General features: G+C 63.4%; 19 protein-coding genes. 4 read left to right on the top strand and 15 right to left on the bottom strand.

The window, feature by feature from the left end:
- The first annotated feature begins 2 nt into the window (after positions 1-2).
- The 3 genes from KBC96_11100 to KBC96_11110 are packed head-to-tail and all read left to right on the top strand — an operon-like array spanning position 3 to position 4,588.
- Positions 3-1,535, top strand: coding sequence for a sugar ABC transporter ATP-binding protein (locus KBC96_11100; GenBank protein MBP6964941.1), 1,533 nt, complete (start codon positions 3-5; stop codon positions 1,533-1,535).
- Between the two features lie 9 nt (positions 1,536-1,544).
- Complete coding sequence (locus KBC96_11105) at positions 1,545-2,528, top strand: ABC transporter permease (GenBank protein ID MBP6964942.1); 984 nt, start codon at positions 1,545-1,547, stop codon at positions 2,526-2,528.
- The gene (locus KBC96_11110) at positions 2,525-4,588 is read left to right on the top strand and encodes a hypothetical protein (GenBank protein ID MBP6964943.1); all 2,064 of its coding nucleotides are present in this window, start codon (positions 2,525-2,527) and stop codon (positions 4,586-4,588) included. The genes KBC96_11105 and KBC96_11110 overlap by 4 nt, the downstream gene beginning before the upstream one ends.
- Here KBC96_11110 and KBC96_11115 read toward each other — a convergent pair.
- The 15 genes from KBC96_11115 to KBC96_11185 form a co-directional block, all read right to left on the bottom strand.
- On the bottom strand, positions 4,560-5,054 hold the full coding sequence (locus tag KBC96_11115; GenBank protein MBP6964944.1) for a MarR family transcriptional regulator: 495 nt from the start codon (positions 5,052-5,054) through the stop codon (positions 4,560-4,562). The two genes, KBC96_11110 and KBC96_11115, sit on opposite strands and share 29 nt — an antisense overlap.
- Positions 5,055-5,057: 3 nt before the next feature.
- On the bottom strand, positions 5,058-8,180 hold the full coding sequence (locus KBC96_11120) for an efflux RND transporter permease subunit (GenBank protein ID MBP6964945.1): 3,123 nt from the start codon (positions 8,178-8,180) through the stop codon (positions 5,058-5,060).
- A gap of 83 nt (positions 8,181-8,263) precedes the next feature.
- Positions 8,264-9,835 carry an efflux RND transporter periplasmic adaptor subunit gene (locus tag KBC96_11125; protein MBP6964946.1) on the bottom strand — a complete coding sequence of 524 codons (1,572 nt, stop codon included), beginning with the start codon at positions 9,833-9,835 and terminating at the stop codon, positions 8,264-8,266.
- Positions 9,836-10,032: 197 nt separating this feature from the next.
- Positions 10,033-10,437 carry a DUF4332 domain-containing protein gene (locus tag KBC96_11130; protein MBP6964947.1) on the bottom strand — a complete coding sequence of 135 codons (405 nt, stop codon included), beginning with the start codon at positions 10,435-10,437 and terminating at the stop codon, positions 10,033-10,035.
- A 48-nt stretch (positions 10,438-10,485) separates the two neighbouring features.
- On the bottom strand, positions 10,486-11,958 hold the full coding sequence (locus KBC96_11135; protein MBP6964948.1) for a DUF853 family protein: 1,473 nt from the start codon (positions 11,956-11,958) through the stop codon (positions 10,486-10,488).
- Between the two features lie 58 nt (positions 11,959-12,016).
- Complete coding sequence (locus tag KBC96_11140; protein MBP6964949.1) at positions 12,017-12,571, bottom strand: hemerythrin domain-containing protein; 555 nt, start codon at positions 12,569-12,571, stop codon at positions 12,017-12,019.
- Positions 12,572-12,777: 206 nt separating this feature from the next.
- Complete coding sequence (locus tag KBC96_11145) at positions 12,778-14,826, bottom strand: alpha-galactosidase (protein MBP6964950.1); 2,049 nt, start codon at positions 14,824-14,826, stop codon at positions 12,778-12,780.
- Between the two features lie 30 nt (positions 14,827-14,856).
- Positions 14,857-15,255 carry a PIN domain-containing protein gene (locus KBC96_11150; protein ID MBP6964951.1) on the bottom strand — a complete coding sequence of 133 codons (399 nt, stop codon included), beginning with the start codon at positions 15,253-15,255 and terminating at the stop codon, positions 14,857-14,859.
- Complete coding sequence (locus KBC96_11155) at positions 15,252-15,512, bottom strand: ribbon-helix-helix protein, CopG family (GenBank protein ID MBP6964952.1); 261 nt, start codon at positions 15,510-15,512, stop codon at positions 15,252-15,254. The genes KBC96_11150 and KBC96_11155 overlap by 4 nt, the downstream gene beginning before the upstream one ends.
- Positions 15,513-15,685: 173 nt before the next feature.
- Entirely contained in the window at positions 15,686-16,645 is a 960-nt protein-coding gene (locus tag KBC96_11160; protein ID MBP6964953.1) for an ABC transporter permease, read from the bottom strand.
- A complete protein-coding gene (locus KBC96_11165; protein MBP6964954.1) occupies positions 16,642-18,120 on the bottom strand; it encodes a sugar ABC transporter ATP-binding protein in 1,479 nt (492 codons plus the stop codon). The genes KBC96_11160 and KBC96_11165 overlap by 4 nt, the downstream gene beginning before the upstream one ends.
- Positions 18,121-18,197: 77 nt before the next feature.
- Positions 18,198-19,157: a sugar-binding protein gene (locus tag KBC96_11170; protein ID MBP6964955.1), complete on the bottom strand. Its 960-nt coding sequence runs from the start codon at positions 19,155-19,157 to the stop codon at positions 18,198-18,200.
- A 110-nt stretch (positions 19,158-19,267) separates the two neighbouring features.
- The gene (locus KBC96_11175; GenBank protein MBP6964956.1) at positions 19,268-21,019 is read right to left on the bottom strand and encodes an FAD-dependent oxidoreductase; all 1,752 of its coding nucleotides are present in this window, start codon (positions 21,017-21,019) and stop codon (positions 19,268-19,270) included.
- Positions 21,020-21,076: 57 nt separating this feature from the next.
- Positions 21,077-22,171 (bottom strand): zinc-binding dehydrogenase, encoded by a 1,095-nt coding sequence (locus tag KBC96_11180; protein MBP6964957.1) that lies wholly within the window; start codon positions 22,169-22,171, stop codon positions 21,077-21,079.
- A gap of 98 nt (positions 22,172-22,269) precedes the next feature.
- Positions 22,270-22,716, bottom strand: coding sequence for a hypothetical protein (locus tag KBC96_11185; GenBank protein MBP6964958.1), 447 nt, complete (start codon positions 22,714-22,716; stop codon positions 22,270-22,272).
- Positions 22,717-22,865: 149 nt separating this feature from the next.
- On the opposite strand from KBC96_11185, the gene KBC96_11190 reads away from it, so the two are divergent.
- The gene (locus KBC96_11190) at positions 22,866-23,237 is read left to right on the top strand and encodes an STAS domain-containing protein (GenBank protein MBP6964959.1); all 372 of its coding nucleotides are present in this window, start codon (positions 22,866-22,868) and stop codon (positions 23,235-23,237) included.
- The last annotated feature ends 52 nt before the right edge of the window (positions 23,238-23,289 follow it).

Genomic DNA, 23,289 nt, shown 5'->3' on the forward strand with positions numbered 1-23,289 from the left:
CCGTGTCCGACCGGTCTGACAGATCCGACACGTCCCACAACCTGCTCGAAGCCCTGGAGATCGTCAAGACCTTTCCGGGCGTCCGCGCGCTTGATCGCGTGTCGTTCGACCTCCGGCGAGGAGAGGTCCACGCGCTCGTCGGCGAGAACGGCGCCGGCAAGAGCACGCTCATGCACGTCCTCGGAGGTGTCTACCAGCCTGATTCCGGGCGCGTACTCCTCGACGGCAAGGAAGTTTCGTCTACCGATCCCCGGAGCGCGAGCCTCCACGGGATCAGCGTCGTCTTCCAGGAGCTGAGCCTCTCCGACAACCTCAGCATCGCCGAGAGCATTTTCGCCAACCGCCAGCCGACCGGAAGGGCCGGGCTGATAGATTGGGGCGAGCTTCACGCGCGCACGAGGGAGATCCTTGGCCTCTTCGACTGGGACGCCGATCCCTCCACGCCCCTCGGCGATCTATCCGCGCCGAAGAAGCAGGTCGTCGAGATTCTGAAGGCGCTATCCCGCGAACCTGGAGTATTGATCCTCGATGAGCCGACCTCCTCGCTGACGGCGCACGAGACGGAGATGCTCTTCCGCAACATCCGCCGGCTTCGAGACGCCGGACTGGCGATCATCTACATCTCCCACCACCTCCACGAGGTTTTCCAACTGGCCGATCGGGTGACGGTCCTGCGTGACGGCAAACTCGTCGAGACCTGCGACATCGGCGATGTGACCGAGGACGATCTCGTCCGCAAGATGGTAGGCCGCGAGCTGACCGACATGTACGGCCGGCGCACCACCCCGATCGGCGACGAGCGCTTCCGGATCGTGACCGCCGGTCCCATACGTCCCATGGGTCCTATCGGTCCTGTTCAGGATCTCTCCGTCAAGGCAGGCGAGATCGTCGGCATCGCGGGACTGGCCGGCGCGGGACGCACGGAACTCGCGCGGGCGATCATGGGGTGTGAACCGTTCGAAGGGAGCATCTACCTTGACGGCAGGCGGATCGCGATCCGCAGCCCGGAGGACGCGGTCGCGCATCGGATCGCATACCTCACTGAGGAGCGTAAGGTGGACGGCCTCTTCCTCGAAATGGCCATCCGGGAGAACTGCGCCGCCCCGCGCCTTCGGGAGTTCGCGGGACGATTCGGGCTGATGGACGACAGGGCAATCACGGATCGGGCCGAGGACTACCGCCGGGAGTTCGGCATCGCGACGCCGGACGCCTGGCAGAAGGTCGGACTCCTCTCCGGCGGCAACCAGCAGAAGGTGCTCTTGGCGATGTGGATCGGCATACGGCCGCTGGTACTGATCGCCGACGAGCCGACGCGCGGGGTAGACGTCGGTGCCAGGAGCGAGATATACCGGCTCCTGCGCGGCCTCGCCGCGGAAGGCGTGGCGGTCGTCCTGATATCCTCCGACTTGCCGGAGGTCCTCGGCCTGAGCGATCGGGTGCTGGTCATGCGCACCGGGAGCATCGTTGCCGAGTTCCCGCGCGTAGAGGCGACCGAGGAGAAGATCATCGCGTGTGCGTCGGGTCTGAGCCGATAGGGAGACGAAATGGTTGAGAGAGCGAGAAGCAATCCGATTCTGGCCAAGATCATCCGGGTCACGGAGTATCGGGAGTTCATGATAGTCTACATCATCCTCCTCGGCACGATCGCCATCGCCCACGCAGTCCCTGGTTTCCTCGATTCGCGGAACACCTCGGCGATCCTCCTCGCGCTGGCCGACCAGAGTATCATCGCCATCGGGATGACGCTGCTCCTCGTATCCGGCGGCTTCGACATGTCCGTCGGCTCCACCATGGCGCTCGCAGGCGTTACCACCGCGATCTGGCTCACCCTCGGGCTGCCGGTCGCCCTCGCAATCGCGCTCGGGCTTGCGGTCGGTGTGCTAATCGGCCTCATCAACGGCATGGTCGTCGCGCATATCGGCATCAACCCGTTCATCACGACGCTTGGCATGATGAGCCTCGCGCGCGGGATGCTGATGGTTGTCTCGAACGGGAGGAACATATCCGGCCTGCCGGAGTCATTCACGGCGATCGGGCAGGGGAGTATCCTCGGCGTCCAGTACCCGATCATCATCTCGATCGTGCTGGTCTTCGCGGGCGATTTCCTGCTCAGGAGATGCCGTTTCTTCCGCCAGAACTATTACATCGGCGCGAACGAGAAGGCCGCGCTCCTCTCGGGCATCAACGTCAGGCAGATGAAGGTCTTCAACTACGCGCTGACCGGCTTCCTCGCCGCGCTCGCCGGTATCATCATCACCGCCAGGCTCGGCTCGGCCTCGACTTCGGCGGGCAAGGGCCTCGAACTGCGGGTGATCTCGGCGGTCATCATCGGGGGCGCGAGTCTCAAAGGGGGAGTCGGCACTATCGCGGGCTCGTTCCTCGGCGCGCTCCTGATGAGCATCATCGTCAGTTCTATCAACCTGCTCGGCGTCGAGCTGAACTGGATAGATTTCGTCCTCGGTGCGACTCTCCTGCTCGCGGTGATGGCGGATACCTTCAGCCAGAAGAAGAGCGGGAGCAAGGAATGAGACTCCAGCCGTATGTGCTCCCGCCGGAGATTGCCGCTCTGCGCAAGATCGCGCTCAGGAAGAAGAGCGGATGGGGTTGCCCCGACGTCCTTGAGGCGGAGGCTCAGGCGTGGCTCGACCACTCTCCCGATGAGGACTGGCTGATCTGGCGCGCGCGTCGGACCGCCGCGAAACTGGCGGGCATGCCGATTGACATCCTCCGCGGAGAGCGGATCGTCGGCCGCCCTCTGCTCCGGGAAGCGACCGAGGCCGAGAACGAGGAACTCTCCGCAGCGTGGAAGGTCCTGGAATCCGTTCCTCCATTTCCCGGCGGCGACACCGGGCATTTCAACCCCGACTTCGACAAGGTCTTCCGGCTCGGCATCGGGGGTATTCTGGAGGAAATCCGTTCGAGGCGGAATGCGTCGGAGGCCGATAAGCATCCGTTCTACGACGCGTGCGAGATCGCGATGAAGGCGCTCTCGGATTACATCCTCCGCGTCGCCGATGCATGCGATTCCCTCATGGCGGACGTCTGTCGAAGGGTCGCGTCCGAGCCGCCTTCGACGTTCCACGAGGCCGTCCAGTTGTTATTCCTCCTGATCGTAACCCTATGGTTCGGCGAGGATCACGTCCTCTGCAATCCTGGCCGGGTAGATCGGACGCTTCGCCCGTTCTACGAGGCCGATCTCGCCGCCGGGCGCATCACCCGCGATGAGGCGCTCGATCTCATCTGCTGCCTCTACATTCAGCTCAACATGATCTGCTTCCCCGGAGCGGCAATCGCCGTCCTTGTCGGCGGCCGGAACGCCGACGGGCGCGACCTGACGAACGACCTGACCTATCTATGCCTGGAGGCCCGGCTCGCGACGCACCTGGCCTATCCCACTGTCGGCCTGGCGTGGCACGAGGGGACTCCCCCGGAACTGACCGACTTTGCATGCCGCATGATCGCCACCGGCGTCGGCGATCCAGCGTTCTTCAACGACGAGTTGATCTCCCGGGGCCTCCAGGACCTCGGTGTCTCGGAGGCCGACTCGCGCGACTACATGAACTCCACATGCGTCGAGATCAAGCCTGTCGGCGCGTCGAACATCTGGGTCACGCATCCCTACTTCAACTGCCCGGAAGCCGTCCTTCAGGCGATGGACGGCGAGCCGGCTGACTTCGAGCAGTTCAGCTCAGTGGTGAGGGAGCAGCTCAGCGCCCAGGTCCGGGAGGCCGCCGAAAACTCCGACCGCATCTGGAGGGACCGATACGCGCGCGGAGGATTCGCGCTCGCCAGTTGCGTCATCAACGACTGTCTCGAGCGGGGCATTGACTTCGACCGTGGAGGCGCGCGTTACAACTGGTTGGAGAACTCGTTCGTCGGCCTCGCGAACCTCGTGGACGGCATGATGGCCGTGAAGAAGCTGGTCTTCGATTCGCAGCGTTTGTCGCTCTCCGAGTTCCGCGATATCCTCAGAGCCGACTTCGAGGGACATGAGGCGCTCCGTCAGGAGATACTGAACACGATGCCGCACTACGGCACCGACAACCCGGAGGCCGATGCCCTCGCCGTCGAGTGGGCGCACTTCATCGAGGAGACTTCGATGTCGAACAAAGTCGGCGGAAGTCCCTACGTCCCCGGCTTCTTCTGCTGGATCATGCACGGCGAGTTCGGCGCGCGGACCGGCGCGACTCCCGACGGACGGAAGGCCGGGACCGCACTCGCCGACGGAGCCGGCGCCGCGCAGGGCCGAGAGACCGCCGGTCCGACGGCTTCGATCCTCTCGACCACCAAATGGAGCCATCGCAGCGCGATCGGCGGGCTGGTGCATAACCTGAAGCTCTCCGGCAACTCCCTGCGCACCGAGTCCGAGCTTCAGGCGCTTCGCACCCTGGTCGAGACCTACCTGCGTTTGGGCGGCTTCGAGATACAAGTCAACGTCGTGGATGCCAGTGTCCTTCGGGACGCTCAGGCTCATCCCGACAGACACGCGGACCTCCTAGTCAGGGTCGCGGGCTACTCCGACTACTTCACCCACCTCGGCCCGGTCCTGCAGGAAGAGATCATCTCGCGAACGGAGCACGGCTGCTAGGAGATGCAGCCGCCGGATCCTCCGGAGGAGCGGCCGACAGTCCGGCGTCGAGGAGGGTCTGGAGGGCGCGTATCGCCCCGTCGCGCGCATCTGAGGGCATCCGGCTCAACAGGTCCTGGACGCGCCGGACCCGCCTCTCATGCCGATCGCCCATCACCAGCATTCCGTGCGCGGTCAACTGCAGGCTCCTCACGCGGCGGTCTTCCGTCTCGGCTACCCGCTCGGCTATGCCGGTCCGTTCGAGTCGGTCGGCGATCTGCGTTATCGCGCTGAGCGATATGCCGAGTTCCCGGCTCAGCGCTGACATCGTCTGCGGACCGCCGCGGAGAATCGAGCATACGCGCAACTGGGCTCCCGGCAGTTCCATCGCTGGATCGTCGTCGGCCAGCGTGAAGCACTGGCGCATCAGCCTCGGAAGGAGCGAAGCGATCCGCTCCGCCTGCTCGTGCAGATGCCTGTCGCTCATCGGCTATTCCCTCTCGCGCCTCAGCCGAAGCGCGATCTCATCCAGTATCGAGTAGGCGGTCGGGACCACGAACAGCGTCAGCGCGGTGGAGGTGATCAGCCCGCCGATGACCACGGTCGCCATCGGCGCCTGAACCTCCGAACCCTCCCCGAGCCCCAGTGCCAGCGGAAGCATCCCGAGAACCGTCGCGGAGGCGGTCATCAGGATAGGGCGAAGCCTCGTCGGGCCGGCGAGAAGCAGGGCTTCCTCGCGGTTCATGCCGCGCCTGCGAAGGACGTTCGTGTAGTCAACGAGCAGAATGCCGTTCTTCACGACGATCCCGACCAGCATTAGGATGCCGATCAGCGCGGTAAGTCCGAATGAGCGGTTCGTGATGAACAGCGCGAGGATGACGCCGGTCGCGGCTAACGGGACCGAGAAGAGTATGGTCAGCGGATGCACGAAGGATTCGAATTGCGAGGCGAGGAGCATGTAGATCAGGCCGATCGCCAGTATGACCGCCAGCCCTATGCCCTGAAATTCCTCCGCCTGTCGCTTCTGGGTGGTGCCCCAGTCCCAGTAGTATCCCGCAGGCGCCTGGAAGCCCGTCAGCGACTTCCGGATATCAGATTCGACGTCGCCGGACGACCGCCCCATCGGCATCCCGGAGATCGCGACGTAACGCCGCCTGTCCATGCGGGTAATCTCGCTCGGCCCCAGATCGTAGACCGGCGTCGCGACCTGCCCGAGCAGTACTCTGCCGTTGGACCCCGCCGCGTTCGCGCCGACTGCGAGGTTCTGTATGTCCGAAACGGTCTTCCGGCGATTCTCCGGCATCTGGACGATGATCGGGTACTGATAACCCTTCTCCTGGTAGTACGTGGTGATCGAACCGTTGGTCGCGGTGCCGATGGTGCTGGCGATATCCGAGAAACTCACGGCCAGTTGCAGCGCCTTCCTCCGATCTACTTTCCATTTTACTTCGGGCATGGCGTCCTGCCAGTTCACGTCCAAGCCTTCGAGGCCGGGGACTTCGCCCATGAGACCCATCGCCTGCCGGGCGAGCTGTGACAGCGTGTCGAGGTCATCTCCGAATATGTCTACCTCGATGGTCTGGTTCCCTCCGGTCATGATTCGGGCCACGATGTCTGTCTGAGTCAGCCGGGGTCGGATGCCGGGAACTCGCCCCAACTGCTTGCGGAGGTCGGCCATGACCCGCTGGGTTGAGCCCTCTCGGTCGGCTCGGAGTTTCACCGTCATGGACCCCTGGTTCGGAGTCAGGGAAGTGGAAGATCCTCTGGTGCTCTGCGAACCGGCGGTGGACAACACGGTTTCAACATCCGGATTGCCGAGCACGATGTCCTCCGCCTGTCTCATCGTGCGGTCCGTCGTCGAGAACGCGGTTCCCACCGGCAGTTTGATGCCGATCGAGAAATCCCCGCTGTCGGACATCGGCATCAGTTCGGTGCCGATCATCGGGTAGACGAGGAAGCTCGCGCCGGTAATGATGATGGCTCCGGCGATCACCGTGAGGCGGTGATGGATAGCCCAACGCAGCCCGTTCCGGTAGGATGCGTCCAGCGAGTCGAACCACCGGCCGAACAGGGCGAACGCTCGCATCAGCGGGCCGGAGTGACCGTGCATGTTGCTGAGTTTCTCCGCATGTGCTTCGCCCGAGATGAAGCGCGTCGCCAGCATCGGTACGGTGGTGGTCGCGTCGAGCAGCGACACGGCGATGGAGAAGATGACTACCAGCGCGAACTGGGTGAACATCTGTCCGGCCTGGCCCTTGATGAGCAGAAGTGGAAGGAAGACCACCATGACCGTCCAGGTGGATGCCACGACCGCTGACATGATCTCGTTTGTCCCGCTCACCGCGGCTTCCAAGGCGGATTTCTTGTCCCGTTCGATGTGCCGGAAGATGTTCTCCAGCACGACCACCGCATCGTCCACGATGAGTCCTGTCGCGAGCGCCAATCCGCCCAGTGACATGGTGTTGATCGTGAATCCGCACATGTAGAGCAGGGCGAATGTGGATATGATCGAGGTCGGGATGGACATCGCGACTACCAGCGTGCTGCGGACGTTTCGCAGGAAGAACAGCAGCACAAGCACCGCCAGTATCCCCCCGATGATTGCGCTGTCTCGCACGTGGTTTACGGCACTCTCGATGAATCTCGACTGGTCGTAGGCCACGCGGAAATCGAGGTTGGGATACAGCTCCTTCACTCTGGCGACCTTCTCATGCACCGCCCTTGCCGTGGAGATGGTGTTCGCCTCGCTCTGCTTGGTCACTACGAGGCTCCCGGCAGGTTCGCCGTTCAGTCGCGTGTTCAGCCGCACCTCCGGAGTCGCGTCGCGCACGTCGGCGATGTCGCTTAACACTACGACCTGGCCGTCATACGACTTGATCGGTATCTGCGCGATCTCCGCCGGATTGGCGAACCATCCGAAACTGCGGATCATGTACTCCGTCTCGCCTTGCTTTGCGACTCCTGCGGGAAGGTTGAGGTTCTCCTGGGTGATGCGCCGCATGATGTCGGCGAGGGTGATGTTGCGTGCGCGCAGGCGGTCCGGGTCCACGTCCACGATGATCGCCCGCTGATGCCCTCCGGTGACCCTGGTCGAGGCAACCCCGCTTGCGGCGTCTATCATCGGCGAGATTTCATTGTCGAGCATCGTCCGCAACTTGACAGGGTCTTTCTCGCCGGAGACGCCGAATGTCAGAATCGGCATCTGGTTCGGGTCGAACTTCGATATCGTGGGTGATTGGATCGTCGGGTCGTTCGGGAAGAGCCGCCGCGCGCGCTCGACCACCTGCAGGACATCCACCGCCGCCTGCCCGATGTCCGCGCCCCACTGGAACTCCACTCGCACGGAGGAGACGCCTTCGGTGCTGCTCGAGGTGACCTGATACATGTTCGGCACTGCGGACACGGCGCGCTCGATAGGGCGCGTTATCTGGGCCTCGATCTCCTCCGGCGCCACGTTGGGCCACTGGGTCGTGATTCCGATCGTGGGCAGGGTCACCTTGGGCAGCAGGTCTACCGGCAGCCGGAGCAGGCACACTATGCCCAGCAGCAGGAACGCCGCGATTCGCATGACAACTGTAACAGGCCGGGTAACGGCGAACTTCGCAATACTCATGGTAGATCGTCAGATGAGGTCTTCGGCAGGAGGCGCGAGGTCTCTCGGGTCCGATGACCGAGTTCTCCCACGCCGCGGCCCGATCATCTGCCGCCTTTCTCCTGCTGTCCCGGTTTCGGCCTGCCCTTGCCGCCGGTGTTGATCGTCTGTCCGTCGCGGATGGGGGATGCGCTCATGGTGATCAGCTTGTCGCCTGGGCGCACGCCTTCCTTGATCGCTATGGCGCCGCCGTCCTCGATTCCCGTCAGTACCGGCTGGCGTTTCGCCCTGCCGCCGGCGTCCACCTTCATGATGTAAGAGCCCCGGTCGTCCTCCTGGACTGCCTCTCTGGGTACAACCAGGGCGCTCTTCACACGCTCGACTTCCAACGATACTCGAGCGAACATGCCCGGTTTGAAGACGCCCTCGCGGTTGCTCAGTACTGCTCGAACCGTGAACTGCCTGCTCTGAGTGTCTGCCGCCGGGTTGATCTGGATGACGCTCGCCGTGAACTCCCTGCCCGGCATTGCGTCCAGTGCGATCCTGGCGGGCTGGCCGATGTGGACTCTCGGGATGATCTCCTCGGGTACGGCGATGGTGACCCAGATCTGCTTGACGAACTGCACGGAAATGATCGGCTGGCCGGGCGCGGCCACGGCTCCCGGGTCCATTAACCGCTTTGTCACCACGCCGTCCAGGGGAGACTTCAGGACGGTGTCGGCGCGCTTCGCCTTCGCGCTGTCGAGGCCCGCCCGCGCCGCCGCGATCCCCGATCTCAGGGCCGCCAGGCTCTGCTCATAGGCGGGCTTCTGCGCCGCGTTCGCCTGCGCGTACTCGAGGGAGGCTTTGGCTTGGGCCACTTTCGCGCTCGCCGCTTCGATGTCGGCCTTGCCTTTTGTCTCGACTATGCTTCTCTGCTGCTGGACGGCCTCTCTCTGGGCGAGCGCCGACTTCAGCTGACCGCGTGCGATCTCCAGGGCGGCTTTCTGCACGCTGACGGCTGCCTCTGCGTCATCTACCTGCTGTCGGGAGACAAACCCCTTCTCGAGCAGGTTGCGCATCCGGTTCGCCTTGGCGTTCGCGTTCGCCAGGTTCGCCTCCGCGCCGTTGATCCCGGCCTGTGCGTTCTCGACCTTCGACTGAGCGTCGCTCAGGTTCGCGGAAGCGGCCGCGAGTTGGGCCGTGTAGTTTGCCTTCACCTGGTTGTAGTCGGCGGTTGCGCTCGCCACGGCCGCTTCCTGCTGCTTGATCTGAGTGTTGACCGAGACGTTCGCCGGCCCCTGAATGAGCTGAGCCTGCGCTAGGCGGTACTCGGCCTCGGCCAGATTCGCCGAGGCCTGCTGGACGTTCGCCTCGACCTCCGACGGGTCTATCCGCACGAGCACCTGGCCCTTCCGGACCCGGTCGCCCTCTCTGAGTTCCAGGAACTGAATCCGCCCGGTAATCTTGGAGGCGATGCCCACGTCCAGCGGTGCTTCCACCGTGCCGGTGGCGTCGAACCGCCGGACCACGTCTCGTATCTGGGGCGAGGCCGTAGACACGGCCGGCGCGACTTGGGACCGCGCCGCGCGCTGGTTCGCCTGGCCGGCGGCCTCCATCCGATACTGGGCCACCCGCCAGCCGATCAGTATCGCGAGTAAGAGCGCGGGGATTATCAGCAGGGGAAGTCGTTTCATGGGTTCTCCCGAATGAGCTGGCCGATCACTATAGTTAATATAGCTTAAGTATCCCTGCGTGTCAACTGGGTCGGGGATGGAGATTGGCCGGGCGGGGGTTGTCCGCGATCTTCGCAGATGACCGGGGCCCGACGGCGCTGTGCACTGCCGGGCCCCGGTTTCGACAGGGTGCGGGGTCTCGTACCGCTCCGCGCGAGTCAGTAAGTGACTACTCGCGGCAGCTTCTTCGCCTGCTCGATCCAGTCCGCTACCTGGTCGGCGGTCGGGAGCCTGCGAGTGAGGTTCTTCTCGGCGTTCACTTCGCCGAGCTTTGCGACGAGGTTCTCCGCGCTGCGCTGGGCAAGCTCCGGAACGGTGTCTACGCCGGCCGCTTCGAGCAGATCCGCGAACTCCGATCCGATGCCCTTGATCCGCGCAAGGTCCGCCCTGTTCACCCACTCCAGTATCAGCTTCTCGCCCACGTCTATTTTCCCGGCAAGGTCCTCACGGCCCTTCTTGCCCGCGCCTGCCTCCAGGAGTTTCTCGACGGTGTTCACCCCCGCCGACTCCAGCTTGGCGGCGTATACGTCGCCTATGCCTTCGATATCTGCGATATTCGCCATTGTTTTAGCTCCTTTCTGATCCGGGACTAACGACGGTTGTCGGGCGTCTCAGCGCCTGGAACCGCCGAACATTGACCCCAACACGCCGCGTATGATCTGCCGACCTATCTGGCTCCCGATGGAGCGGGCCGCGCTCTTTGCGAGCGCCTCAGCCATGCTCTCTCGCTGTCTTGCCGGTTTCTGCTTGCGAGCCTCCTTCTCGGCCGCGACCTGAGCCGCCTCCCTCGCAGCCGACTCCTGTGCCTGAACTGCGCGCGCCTGCAGCAGCTCATGGGCTGATTCGCGGTCTACTACCTTCTCGTAGTGCCCGAACAGGACCGACGAGTTGATGATCCCCTGCCTCTCAACGTCCGTTACCGCTCCGATACGGCTCCACGGCGGACACACGAGTGCGCGGTCCACTATGCCCGGAGTGCCCTTCTCGTCCAGGAACGATATCAGGGCCTCGCCTACGCCCATCTGAGTGATCGTCGTCTCCACGTCGAGGTCCGGGTTGGAGCGGAAAGTCTCCGCGGCCGCCCTCACCGCCTTCTGATCTCTCGGAGTGAACGCCCGCAGGGCGTGCTGTACCCGGTTGCCCAACTGCCCCAGAACCGTATCCGGGATGTCTAGCGGGTTCTGAGTGACGAAGTAGACGCCCACGCCCTTCGACCTTATCAGTCGCACGACCTGCTCGATCTTCTCCAGCAGGCTCTGCGGCGTGTCCGTGAAGAGCAGATGAGCCTCGTCGAAGAAGAAAACGAGCTTCGGCTTCTCGGGATCGCCTACTTCGGGCAGGGCCTCGAACAGCTCCGAGAGCAGCCAGAGCAGGAAGGTCGAGTAGAGCTTGGGGTACTGCATCAAGGAGTCCGACGCCAGCAGGTTGATGACGCCCCTGCCGTTGGAGTCCGTCTGGATGAAGTCCTGGAGGTTCAGCCCGGGCTCTCCGAACAGCCTCTCCCCGCCCTGTTCCTCGAGTTGAAGGAGCCCGCGCTGTATCGCCCCCACGCTGGCAGCGGATATGTTGCCGTATTGCGTCGTGTATTCGCCCGCATTGTCGCCGACGTGCCGCAGCATCGCCTGGAGGTCGTTCAGGTCCAGCAGCAGCAGTCCGTTGTCGTCGGCGATCCTGAACGCCATGGAGAGCACGCCGCTTTGTATCTCGTTCAGGCTCAAAATGCGGCTGAGCAGCAGCGGTCCCATCTCCGAGATCGTCGTGCGGACAGGATGTCCCTTTTGGCCGAAGAGGTCCCAGAACACGACCGGGCATCCCGAGAACCCGAAGTCCGAGAGCCCCATCTTCGTCACGCGCTCGGCTACCTTCGGGTTGTCCGAGCCCGGCTGGCTGATGCCGGACAGGTCGCCCTTGACGTCGGCCGCGAAGACCGGCACCCCGATTCGGCTGAATCGCTCGGCGATCACCTGCAGCGTTACGGTCTTGCCGGTGCCCGTCGCCCCTGCTACCAGGCCGTGGCGGTTCGCCATCTTCGGCAGCATGTACTGCTCCCACTGCCCCTTGCCTATAAGTAATGGTTCGCTCATTTTGCCTCCATGAGGGCACACCCTCGGTTCTGCATGTTGTCGGCCCGCGGTGCATCAGTCACGCGAGGTACGTGTCCCGCAGGCGGTCTAGCAGTGCGTGGTATCGCTCGTGGACTCCCGGGCCGATGCGTTCCTGCTCTATCTGCTCGAAGCCCTCGGCCAATCGGGCATGCTGCTCGGGGGTCAGACGGCTCTCGGCGATGGTGAAGAGAACATCATTCTCCTTCTCGATATGCTCGCCGAGCAGGCGCGCGTACCCGTGAGCCGCATCCGCGAACGCGGAAGCGGCCCCTGATGCGCCTTCGCGCAGGCCGCGCAGAGCATCGCCCATCGCGCGGATATACTCCCGTCCGCCAGTATGCTCCGCCAGCATCACTCCTATCGGTCCGTTCTCCCTGGGAACGCCGGCGCTCTCCAGCGCCGGGAAGAGCAGGTCCTCTTCCTTCCCGTGGTGACATCGGTCCGCAAAGGTTTTCAGGAAGTCAACGATCTGCTCCACGTCGTCGAGCACCTTTCGATCGTCGGCCTCGATTCTCCCGGCGAGGCGGTCGAGCACGGCCAGGGCCACCTTGATGCCTTCATGTTCGTCTCGAAGGTCCTGAGTCGCGTACATTGCAATGCACCCCCTTTGGCATTCGGCGTATGTAGTGTGTTCGGCGTCAGCGCAGCCGTGTCCTGCCGGGCGACGAGAGGGCGGCGGTCTTCGACTCCATATCATGTCCTTCTCGCCGGCATGGCTCTGCCGTTGTGGGGAGGTGAAGCCGCATCTTCGACTCATATATAGCCGTTCTTGCCGATCGGCAAACGCGCCTGCACAGGCTAAGAGTAGCGGTAGAGCCGGAAGCTCCTGATGCTCGGCAGAGATACCTCGATCCCGTCCTCCGGTCGCTCGCATGTGAGCGCCGGCGAGTCGTCGGTCACGCTCTCGAAGCGCGTCGTGCGGGCGAGGAACTTCGGCCGGAAGCGGTATGACTCTCTGGGACTGTCCTCTCGGTACGCGATCAGGTATCCCGAGCCGGTCTTCGGGTCGTGCGACTGGAAGCCGGTCCACGTCGTCCCGTCCGGCATCTCGCCGAGCGGGAACATATGCCCCGCGTAGATCGCCGCCCGGTGCTGCTTGTACATGGCGATGAGCGGCTTCAACCGCTCCCTCGACTCCTCGGATATCGCTGCCAGCGACTCCCAGAACAACGGATTGGCGAACATCACCGTCGCCAGCAGGTATTCCGGCGTGTAGCCCTCCTCGTCGTTCGACAGCTCCATGTTCAGCTTCTGCGGCGGGATGTACGGCGAGACCTGCCAGAGGTTGCGCAGGGTCTTCCATGGCAGGTAGCGACCGTTGTGGTCCATCGGCCGGTTCTGATAGCGGTTCTCCAGGAAGATGATCCCATAATCCATGTAGTAATCGTAGATCGGGCGGTTCGTGCGCGTGGAATCCTGCGTGAACGTGAGGCCCGGGCGCTCGACGACCAACTCGTGCATCAGCCGCCGGAGCGCCTGGTAGTGATCGTAGAGATCGCCCTCCAGCGTATCGAAGCCGTCGCACTGGAAGGTGTCCATCTTGAACCGCTCGAACCCCTCGTCGTAGAACCGCAGGAAGTAATCCTTCATCCACTTGAAGCAGTCGGGGTTGCACAGCTCGATCCCGGTCAGCATGACGCCGCCGTAGCTCGGCTGGGTGTCGCATGGTGTCCGGTTGTTCGTCCGCGCGACCCAGTCCGGATGCTCCTTCAGCAGGTCGAGCGCGCCGTCGAGGCGGGTGGGGACCATCCACAACTCGAGTTTGACGCCGAGTTCCTTCGCCCGCTTGCAGAGTGGCGCGAACCCATTCGGGAACTTCTGGGGATCGGGGTCGCCGCCCATGACGTGCTTCGTCCATCCCGCGTCAACCGCCACGCTCTCGATCCCGAGTTCCGCGGCGGCCTCGACCTCGGCGATCAGCTTCTCCTCGTTGATATCGGTGCTGAAGTCGCCCCAACTGTTCGCGCTGATGATGTAGTCGCGTTCGGGGACTGTCTTGTACCGCGCCTTCTGGTACTCCTTCAACGCGAGGATTCCGCCGTCGAGCCCGCCGGAATAGACGCCGAATGTGAACGCGTGCGTCCTCCGCGTCTCTCCCGCCGGCAGGTTGTGGAACCCCGCCCCGACACCCTGCACGTAGTCCTTCCTCACCTTGAAATCATAGTACAGGTGATAGAGCTGTGAGTTCGGGACGGGGCTTTCCTTGTAGCCAAACACTCCCTCGCCGTTGCCCTTTTCGATGAATATGTTGTTACCGACCAGCCTGTGCGCTTCCTTGGGTCCGTACTCGGGGGACAGAGGATTGTAGATGGGATAGTCAGTAATGTTGTCGAGCTTCCGGACGGTGGCGAGGTGGTTGGTGTAATCTGTCAGATCGTGCAGTTCGATGGCTGTGGCTGTTGAGTCGTCGAAGTCAAGGAACAGCTCCTCTACAGCGGTGTAGTCAAGGCCGGAAGTATCAGCGTACGGAGTGAGTTCGAGCCATGCTCGGATTGCCGGGACTTCTGGGAAGATGTCGAAGCACTTTCTTATGCGAAACTCGAAGTCGTCGATGGTGAACTGAACGCGAATGCAGGCTTTGCTGATGGGGGGCTCGATCACCTTGACATCAACAGATTGGACCTTTGACACGAGAAGGTTGTGGCTCCAGCCCTCCGTGGTGATGTTCGATTCGGAGCCACCTGAGTGCCTGGACCAGTCGCGCCCGATTCGCCTGTCGATCAGGTGAGTCGTCCACAACCCCTGATGGGTTGCCCACACGCGCTCGATGCGGGAGTTCCCGAGCGTGACGGCATCGCCTTCCCGGATGAAGTAGCAGTCCTCAAATCGCAGTTCCTGTTTAGGCATGGGTGTTATCAGCAGGAGACCGGAAGATCATCACGGCGGTGCATAGCGGCAGAAACCGGCGGCATCGAAGTGCCCGTCGAACCCGAGATACAGGCTGGTGTTCATCTCACGCATCACGACAAAGCTGACTGCATCAACCAGGCTCAGATCAGCTTGTCGGGCCTGTCGCAGGTACTCGACGGCTCTAGTGTGAAGCTCTCCATCTACCCAGACCAGAGTGAAGTTGACCGCATCATCCAGGAAGTCGAGGGCGGTCTTGAGTCCCAGACGGCGTTGAAGGAGCGCAGCCGATTCTACCAGTACATAGCCGTGAGTGACTATCTCCTCGTCAGCTCTCTGAGCGGCCTCAAACAAGCGCAGGGCTTCCTCGTGGTCCTTGTCGCCTGTGTCAGCCATGGCGTAGACGGCGGATGTGTCGAGGAAGATCATCGGAAGTCCTCGGACAGCGCTTCGTCATGCCGCTCGGCGATGTCTTTGTATCCCGATGCGCCCGCACTTATGAAATGGAAAGTCTTACCGGCTATTCCCCGGGATCTCGCCTTACCCTCCAGGTGTTCGTGCAGTATATCCCTGACGACCGCCGACATAGACCTGCGCTGTCGGTGCGCCGTCTCGCGTAGCTTCTCGTATGTGGGTTCATCTATCTGCATCTGGGTCCGTACCATCTCGACCACCTCCGCATACATTATACCATCATGATGTAATGTAAGCAACATCATGCCGCGTGCAAGACATGAATCTGCGTCTATCCGAGTCTCCGACTCGCCGCCAATCCAGGAACAATCATACCCACAGGCAAGAGAGTCATAGGTATCAGCACTGCGTTCACTGGTCGGTCATGTCAGACCCGTGCATCACATCAAGTCCTGGTCGGCCGCTTGGCGACTCGGGTGCCGCGGCTCTTGACCGATGCATCCGCCACGACGCCGATCAGGATCACCAGGCCGATCACCGCGAACTCGTAGAACGTCGGGATGCCGACGAGGATGATCCCGTTGTACATCACCCTCATGATGCTCGCGCCGATGATGATCCCCAGCACCGTGCCCTCTCCGCCGCGCATCGAGCATCCCCCCAGAACCGCCGCCGCGATCGCATAGAGCTCATACGCCTGTCCGGTAGTCGCCGGCTGAACGGAGTTCGTGTAGGACGCGTGCAGTATCCCCGCGATCCCCGCCAGCACCGCGCAGGCCAGGTACGCTCCCGTCTGCATCCGGTCCACCTTCACGCCGGAGTAACGCGCCGCGTCCGGGTTTCGCCCGATCGCGTACAGGTAGCGGCCGTAGACCGTGTACCGCATGAAGAAATGCGCGATGATGCCCACGACTATCAGTATCACGACCGGCGCGGGAATGCCCAGCCAGTCGCCGTTGCCCAGCAGCCTGAACCCGGGGAATCGCTCTCCGAAACCCATCGTCTCGTCCTCGGTCAAGCCGCGCGCCAGACCCCTCAGTATCAGCATCGAGCAGAGGGTGACGATGAACGGCTGGAGCTTGAGTCGGGTTATCAGCGCCCCGTGCGCCAGCCCGATGACGACGCAGATGCCGAGCACTATCAGGCTCGCGGTCCAGGGCGACATGCCGAACTCGTTCACGGCGTACGCGACGAACAGCCCGGTGAAGGCGATTACCGAGCCGACGGAGAGGTCTATCCCGCCGGAGAGGATCACGATCCCCTCGCCGATGGCGAACACCGCCAGCAGGGCGATCTGGCGGCTCAGGTTCTGCAGGTTCGTCGTGCCGATGAACGTGTCGCTCTTCAGGTATATAGCCACGCAGAGCGCCGCCAGCAGGACGGCCATCCCGAGTGTCTTCCTCATGCCTTGCCCCCCGTCGCCAGACTCATGACGCTCTCCTCCGTGGCATCGCTTCGGTCGAGGATGCCGATCTGCCTTCCTTCGTGGACCACCAGCACCCTGTCCGACAGGCCGAGGATCTCCTCCATCTCGGATGAGATCATGACGACCGCCAATCCTTCGTCTGCGAGCCTGCGTATCAGCGCGTAGATCTCGCTCTTCGATCCGACGTCTATCCCGCGCGTCGGCTCGTCGAGTATGAGTACCTTCGGCCCGATTGCGAGCCACTTCGCCAGCGCGACCTTCTGCTGGTTGCCGCCTGAGAGGAACTCTACCTGCTGCTCGATCCCGGTAGTGCGTATGTCCAGCGCCTCGATCTGTTCGGCCGCGATCTGCGACTCGCGGTGTTCGTTCATCAGGCCGATCCCCGCGCAGGCGGAGCAGAAGTCCGGCAGCGAGATGTTTTCCCTGACCGCCATCTGAAGTATCACGCCGAGATTCTTCCGGTCCTCGGGCACCATGCCGATCCCGTGTCGAATCGCGTCCACCGAGTTGCGGACCGCCGCGGGTTTGCCGCAGAGCAGTATCTCTCCGCTGACCGCCGGTTCGATCCCGAAGAGGCTTCTCGCGAGCTCGGTGCGCCCCGCTCCCATCAGGCCGAACAGGCCGAGTATCTCGCCCCGTCTCACCTCGAAATCGAACGGGCCGGGCGCCTGCGCGGGCCGAAAGTCCCTGACGGCCATCGCCGGTTCTCCCCGGCACGACCCGGCGTCCGGGAAGAACCGTGAGATATCCCGCCCGACCATCAGCCGGACCATCGCGTCCCTGGATATCTCCCCTCGGTCGAGCGCGCCGACCCGCTCACCGTCCCTGAGTACTATCACGCGGTCGCAGATCTCCTCGACTTCGGGTAGCCTGTGGGATATGTAGACCATCGAGACCCCGGCTGCCTTCAGCCTGCGCATCACGGCGAAGAGTCCCTCGGCCTCTCTCGGAGCAAGGGAACTGGTCGGTTCGTCGAGTACGAGTATCCGCGCCGACATCGAAAGCGCCTTTGCGATCTCGACGAGCTGCTGCTGTCCGGGCGAGAGTTTCTCGACGAGGGTCGTCGCGGGGACATCGAGCCCGACGCTCGCCATCAACTCCTCTGCCCTGCAGGTGATCGCCTGGTTCCGGAGGATTCTGAGGGGCGACAAGGTCATCTCGCGCCCCAGGAAGATGTTCGAGGCGATGTCGAGGTTGTCCGCCAGGTTCAACTCCTGGTGGATGATCGAAATCCCAAGCGCGAGTGAGTCCTCCACTCCCGAGATGGGCGCCGGCCGGCCTTCGATGCAGATGCTTCCATCGTCTGCGGGGTATATCCCGGCGAGGATGCGCATGAGAGTGGATTTCCCCGCGCCGTTCTCGCCTATCAGCCCCAGGATCTCGCCCGGGTACAACTCGAGGTTCACGCGGTCGAGCGCCTGCACTCCCGGGAAGCGCTTCGTGATGCCCTCCATCCGGAGCAGAGGCTGAGGTTCGGTCTCGGAAATATCGCGCGTACTTCCGGTCTCCCGTCTGCGGTCTGCCGTCTGCCCTACCTCCCCGTCATCTTCTTCAACTCGGCCCAGAACGAGTCAACGTTGGCCCTGCTGATGACTCGGACGCCCGTGTCCACGACCTTGTTCTCGGGAATCTTCGCGTCCTCGCCGCGAGCCAGGGCAGCCAGGATTCTCATTGACTCGTAGCCGAACTGGTAGGGCTTCTGCACCACCGTCGAGAAGACGACGCCGTCCTTCACGCCCTGCAGAGTCGCGGCTTCCTCGTCGAAGCAGACGATGCGGATCTTTCCCGCCTTGCCCGATGACTTGACCGCCTCCGCGATGGCGGGGCCGTTGTAGCTCCACAGGCCCATGAACCCGGCGATGTCGGGGTACTTCACCATCGCGTCCTCGACGTTCGATTTCGCCTTGGCGTGGTCGGTGTTGTCAGTCAGGGTGCCGATGATCTGAACTTTCGATCCCTTGACCGCATCCTCTATGCCCTTCTTACGGTCTGCCGCGTTCTGCGCGTCGAGGGTGCCGACGAAAAGGAGTACCTTGCCTCCGTTCGGGAGCGCCTTCTTGATCTCATCGCCGGCCGCCCGCCCGGCGTTGTAGTTGTCGGTGCCGACGTAGCAGATGCGTTCCGACTTAGGCGCGTCCGAGTCCATGCAGATGAGGTTGACGGATCGCGCGGCGGTGTTGAGCACGTCAGTCTGGTTGGCGGGGTCGCGCGGCGAGATGGCGATGCCCGTTACGCCCTTCACGAGGAGGTCCTCGATGATCTGCTTCTGCTCGGCCGAAGTTCCCTGCGGCGGCATCCGGAACTCGCACTTGACGTTGAAATCCTTCTCGCCCGCCGCTACTCCGGCCTTGGCGATCATCCAGAAATCAGACACGTTGTTCGTGACGAACGCGACGGACGGAACGTCGCCCTTCCCCCCGGTCTGCTTGCCGCACGAGAGAGCGGACAGCGCCAGTAGGCATGCAAGGATCCAGAGACAGATTCGCTTCATGGTTTCCTCCGAGGATTGGAAAATGCGTCGGCGAATGAGGACGCCGCCGGTATGCCCGCGATAGTCTTATGCCCGAGGCCGGGGAATTCCTGCACGTGATCCCCCACGCTCTAATCCATCTTGAGAGCGCCGGATTTCAGCCCGTCGGCGATCTCCTGGGGCACGCTGACCGGCGAAACGGCGTACTTAGGCCCGGCCTCCGTGCGGCTCGCCGCGATCTGCTTGATCCACTGCTCGTCCCGGCGTTTAGGGAAGTCGGAACGGTAGTGTGTGCCGCGGCTCTCCTCCCGCAATTTCGCCGCCCCCGCGATCACCTGCCCGAGGTCGAGCAGGTTCCTCAACTCGAGGAACTCGCGCAGGTTCCATGGGCGCGACCGTTTCAGCCTCGAGGTCATGCGGGTGAGTATGCGGTTTGCCTCCGAGAGCCCCTGGGCGTCGCGTGCGACCGACGCATAGCTCCACATCGCCGCCTTCAGGCCTTCGACTTCGTTGGCCCAGTCTCCGCCGGGATCGGGCGGCACGGCCGACAGCGTCCGAAGCTGTCGTTCCGCCGCGGCCCTGACGAGGTCGGCCTCGTCAACGAACTTCTGCTCGGCTGCATAGCGGGCAGCCTCCGTGCCCGCGATCGCGCCGAACACCTGGCAGTCCGCCAGCGCGTTCCCTCCGGGCCGGTCCGCGCCGTGCTGTCCGCCCGCCGCTTCGCCGCACGCGAAGAGCCCCGCGATGTCGGCGGCTGCCCTCTCGTCAATCAGTACCCCGCCGTTGAAATGCTGGATGCTCGGAGCGAACTCGACCGGCTCCTTCCGGATGTCAATCCCCTTCGCGAGCAGGTGCTCAAACGGCACCCTCGCTTTCGACTCGATCTCGGACGCCGGGTTGTGGGAGATGTCCATCATCACCCCTCCGTGAGGCCCGGGCCGACCATGCTTCATCTCCTCGGCGATCGCGAGATCAACATACATCGAATCGTTCCTCACGCTGAACGGGAACGACACACCCTTGAGGTGCAGGGCTGCCTCGACGTCAATCCCCTCCGGCACGCGCTCGCGCAGAAACTCGTTGCCGTCGCCGTTCAAGACCCTGGGGTTCATCCTCCAGAATACGCCCGAGAGCGCGAACTTCACCGGGTGAACGATGCACGGCCCGATCTGGATGAACTCCATGTTCACGAGCCGCGCCCCCGCTCGGTAGGCCATCGCCATGCCGTCTCCCGTCATTCCGTCGGGAAAAACGTTGAACCAGTAGAGATCGCCCGGCCCGCCCGTCGAGATCACGACCGACGGAGCGGTGAAGCGGACCATCCGGCCCCCGTGCTGATTGATGCCCCAGCAGCCGACGATCCGTCTCGGCGTGGACTCGCTCACGACCAGGTCTACCGCCATAACGCCGTCCACGAAGCGTGTGCCGATGCCCCGCGCCTTCGACAGGAGAGCCCGCATGATCTCCGGTCCGGTCTCGGCGCCCTTCCCACAGGCCCTGGGGAACCTCGCGCCGTCGGAAAGAATCTGCACGAAACGCCCGTCGGTCTTGTCGAAACTCGCGCCGTATCGCTCTAGGTCCATCAGCCGCTCCGGCGCCTCATCCGCTATTCTGCGGGCGAGTTCCGGCCGGGCGACGAGCGCGCCCTTGATCATGATGTCCAGCCAGTGCTCGTGCGGGGAGTCGCCTGAGTCGGCGTGGCCGAACGCCGCGCCGTAAGCCATCCAGTCCGATGCGGAATTCTGAGTGCAGCCGCTCTCTCCGGCCGCGCCCTTCTCGACGACGACCACGTCCGCTCCCGCTTCCCGGGCGGCGATTGCGGCGCGCAGGCCGGCGCTTCCCGCTCCGATGATCAGAACGTCTGACTGGTACTCTGTCTCCATGGCTCCCTCCGATCTCTCGATGAACCCGGCCCCCGCGATCCTTGAACCTTGAACTGCTCAGAACACGATCGCCGACTTGATTACTTCCCTCGATTCCATCGCCTCGAGCGCGTCGGTCGCCTGGTCCAGTGCGAACGTCCGGGGGATCATCCCTTCGAACGAGTCCGGTCTGCGCGCGACCAGCGATAGCGCCTGATGGAGATGCCTCGCGTGGCTCACCCATACTCCCTGCAGTCGGAGGTGCTTGCGGACGACCTCCGTGTATGCGTCGAGCGTCACGGTCGTCCCCGGGACCGCGAAACCGACCGAGACGTACGCGCCTCCCGTCCGAAGCATGGTAATCCCCTCGTTCACCGAGTCGCCCTTGCCCGATGTTTCGATGACGGCGTCAATTCCTCCCGGCACGAGCGCTCGAACCGCCGCCAGCCGGTCCTCGGCCCGGGTGTTCCGATAGCTGAGCGTCAGGGCTGCCCCGAGGTTCGATGCGATGACGAGGCTGTCCGGCGACCCTCCCACGGTGATTACCTTCGATGCGCCGAGCGCCTCCGCGAACGCGGTCGCGAAGAGCCCGAGCGGCCCCGATCCCTGGACGACTACCGTGTCGCCGGGCCTGATGCACGCCAGCTCGATCGCATTGGCCGCCGTCGCGCCGGAGCACGACGCGCTCGCGAGCAGGGGATAGCTCGGCCCCTCGTAGTCGTCCAGGTGGAAGACGATTGTGTTCGGCATCAGCACCAGATGGTCGGCGTAGCATCCGACGAGATGAGGAGCATCGGCGGACGAGCGGTGGATGCCGTAAGCCCAGCGATTCGGGCAGAGGTTCGGCTCGTGCCGCACGGTGCAGAACGCGCATTGCCCGCAGGTTACTCCCCTCTCCCAGATGATCCGGTCGCCCGGCCTGATCTCCCGACCGGTCACGGATCGTGGAACCTGGGATCCCGCCGCGACCTCGACGACCTCGCCCGCTCCCTCGTGGCCCAGGATCATCGGCAGAGGGGTGCGAGGGTCCTTCCCTCGCCACATGTGTATGTCGGATCCGCAGACCCCGGCCGCGAGCATCCTCACGAGTATCTGCCTCGGAGCGAGCGGCGGCTTGTCGAAGTCGTGGATTACCAGCGGTTCGTTGAACCGTTCGAGAACGGCGGCCCTCATACGTCTTTGGTCCTCCGAATATTGCCCTCATCATATTCCGCGAGGTGCGGGGTGTCAAGGCGGATGGGTCGGGGGTACTGGAACGGGGTGATAGCCGGTTACGTCCTCCGGCGGGGAATCGTCGAGTCTACGATCAGTCGGTGGAGGTCGGACAGCCTGCTGAGCAGGCTGCGGAGTTCGCGCATATCGCCGGGGCTGATCTCCCTCCTGAGGAACGGGCAGGTCCACTTCGTGCACTCGAACGGGCGCAGATCGTCCGGGAAGGTGCATCCGCGATCCCCCAGGTAGTCGCACGCCTCCGGCGCAGTCGGGTCCGCCGCTCCGCTGAGCGCGTCCATGCATGCGTTCACGAGGTCATCCGCCGTGCCGCGCGGCTCGATGTCGTACCCGGCGGCGCGCGCCAGCAGCACGTCGAGGTCGCGTACCTTCGTCGGCTTTCGGCAGCACGGCTCCGGACACTCGGGGCAGAGCCTCTCCGTATACGGGTCGAGGCAGCGTCGTATCCGCTTGTGGGTTGCTCTGTACTTGTCGATCAGGTTGGCCATTCTAGGTCGTCCGGCGAGAAATGGTGCCACGGAACGCGGCTATCCTAGCATTGACATCCGGGCGCGTCAATCTCGAGTGTCAATCTCGCGAAATCGGGGTATAGACTGAGCGTACCGGCAGGCGATCAGACTCAGGGAGGAAAGTCAATATGCAAGACGAGCGCTTGCGGGTGGATGCAGGCATCGCGGCGGGAGTAGCGACGATGCGTCCTCAAGGCGAGATTGATCTGTACACCGTCTCTCAGTTGGAGTACGCCATATCGTCGGCCATCAGAGCGGATGCGAAGGCGATCCTGATAGATCTCAGCGGCGTCACGTATATGGACAGTTCGGGTCTCAGCGTCCTTATCACCGCATACAAGAAGCTGACCGCGACGGGCGGCAGGCTCTACCTCATCACCTCGGACGAAGCTACCTGGGTCCGCCGGGTGCTGCAGATCACGCGTGTGGACACGTTCATCCCGGTCCTGGGATCGCTCGACGAGGCTGCGAAGGAACTGAGTGTGTCGGGTGTCGTCTGATGACACGTCTCGCGACGATATGATATGGAGCGGACCGAATGATCGAAGACGT

The organism is Armatimonadota bacterium (assembly GCA_017993055.1).
In the GTDB taxonomy this organism is placed as follows: domain Bacteria; phylum Armatimonadota; class UBA5829; order DTJY01; family DTJY01; genus JAGONM01.

Coding starts and splice junctions, on each gene's coding strand:
- KBC96_11130 (MBP6964947.1), bottom strand. CDS start 10,437: ATGGCGAATATCGCAGATATCGAAGGCATAGGCGACGTATACGCCGCC.
- KBC96_11180 (MBP6964957.1), bottom strand. CDS start 22,171: ATGAGGGCCGCCGTTCTCGAACGGTTCAACGAACCGCTGGTAATCCAC.
- KBC96_11160 (MBP6964953.1), bottom strand. CDS start 16,645: ATGAGGAAGACACTCGGGATGGCCGTCCTGCTGGCGGCGCTCTGCGTG.
- KBC96_11105 (MBP6964942.1), top strand. CDS start 1,545: ATGGTTGAGAGAGCGAGAAGCAATCCGATTCTGGCCAAGATCATCCGG.
- KBC96_11175 (MBP6964956.1), bottom strand. CDS start 21,019: ATGGAGACAGAGTACCAGTCAGACGTTCTGATCATCGGAGCGGGAAGC.
- KBC96_11150 (MBP6964951.1), bottom strand. CDS start 15,255: ATGATCTTCCTCGACACATCCGCCGTCTACGCCATGGCTGACACAGGC.
- KBC96_11135 (MBP6964948.1), bottom strand. CDS start 11,958: ATGAGCGAACCATTACTTATAGGCAAGGGGCAGTGGGAGCAGTACATG.
- KBC96_11155 (MBP6964952.1), bottom strand. CDS start 15,512: ATGTATGCGGAGGTGGTCGAGATGGTACGGACCCAGATGCAGATAGAT.
- KBC96_11110 (MBP6964943.1), top strand. CDS start 2,525: ATGAGACTCCAGCCGTATGTGCTCCCGCCGGAGATTGCCGCTCTGCGC.
- KBC96_11125 (MBP6964946.1), bottom strand. CDS start 9,835: ATGAAACGACTTCCCCTGCTGATAATCCCCGCGCTCTTACTCGCGATA.
- KBC96_11140 (MBP6964949.1), bottom strand. CDS start 12,571: ATGTACGCGACTCAGGACCTTCGAGACGAACATGAAGGCATCAAGGTG.
- KBC96_11190 (MBP6964959.1), top strand. CDS start 22,866: ATGCAAGACGAGCGCTTGCGGGTGGATGCAGGCATCGCGGCGGGAGTA.
- KBC96_11170 (MBP6964955.1), bottom strand. CDS start 19,157: ATGAAGCGAATCTGTCTCTGGATCCTTGCATGCCTACTGGCGCTGTCC.
- KBC96_11115 (MBP6964944.1), bottom strand. CDS start 5,054: ATGAGCGACAGGCATCTGCACGAGCAGGCGGAGCGGATCGCTTCGCTC.
- KBC96_11185 (MBP6964958.1), bottom strand. CDS start 22,716: ATGGCCAACCTGATCGACAAGTACAGAGCAACCCACAAGCGGATACGA.
- KBC96_11165 (MBP6964954.1), bottom strand. CDS start 18,120: ATGGAGGGCATCACGAAGCGCTTCCCGGGAGTGCAGGCGCTCGACCGC.
- KBC96_11145 (MBP6964950.1), bottom strand. CDS start 14,826: ATGCCTAAACAGGAACTGCGATTTGAGGACTGCTACTTCATCCGGGAA.
- KBC96_11120 (MBP6964945.1), bottom strand. CDS start 8,180: ATGAGTATTGCGAAGTTCGCCGTTACCCGGCCTGTTACAGTTGTCATG.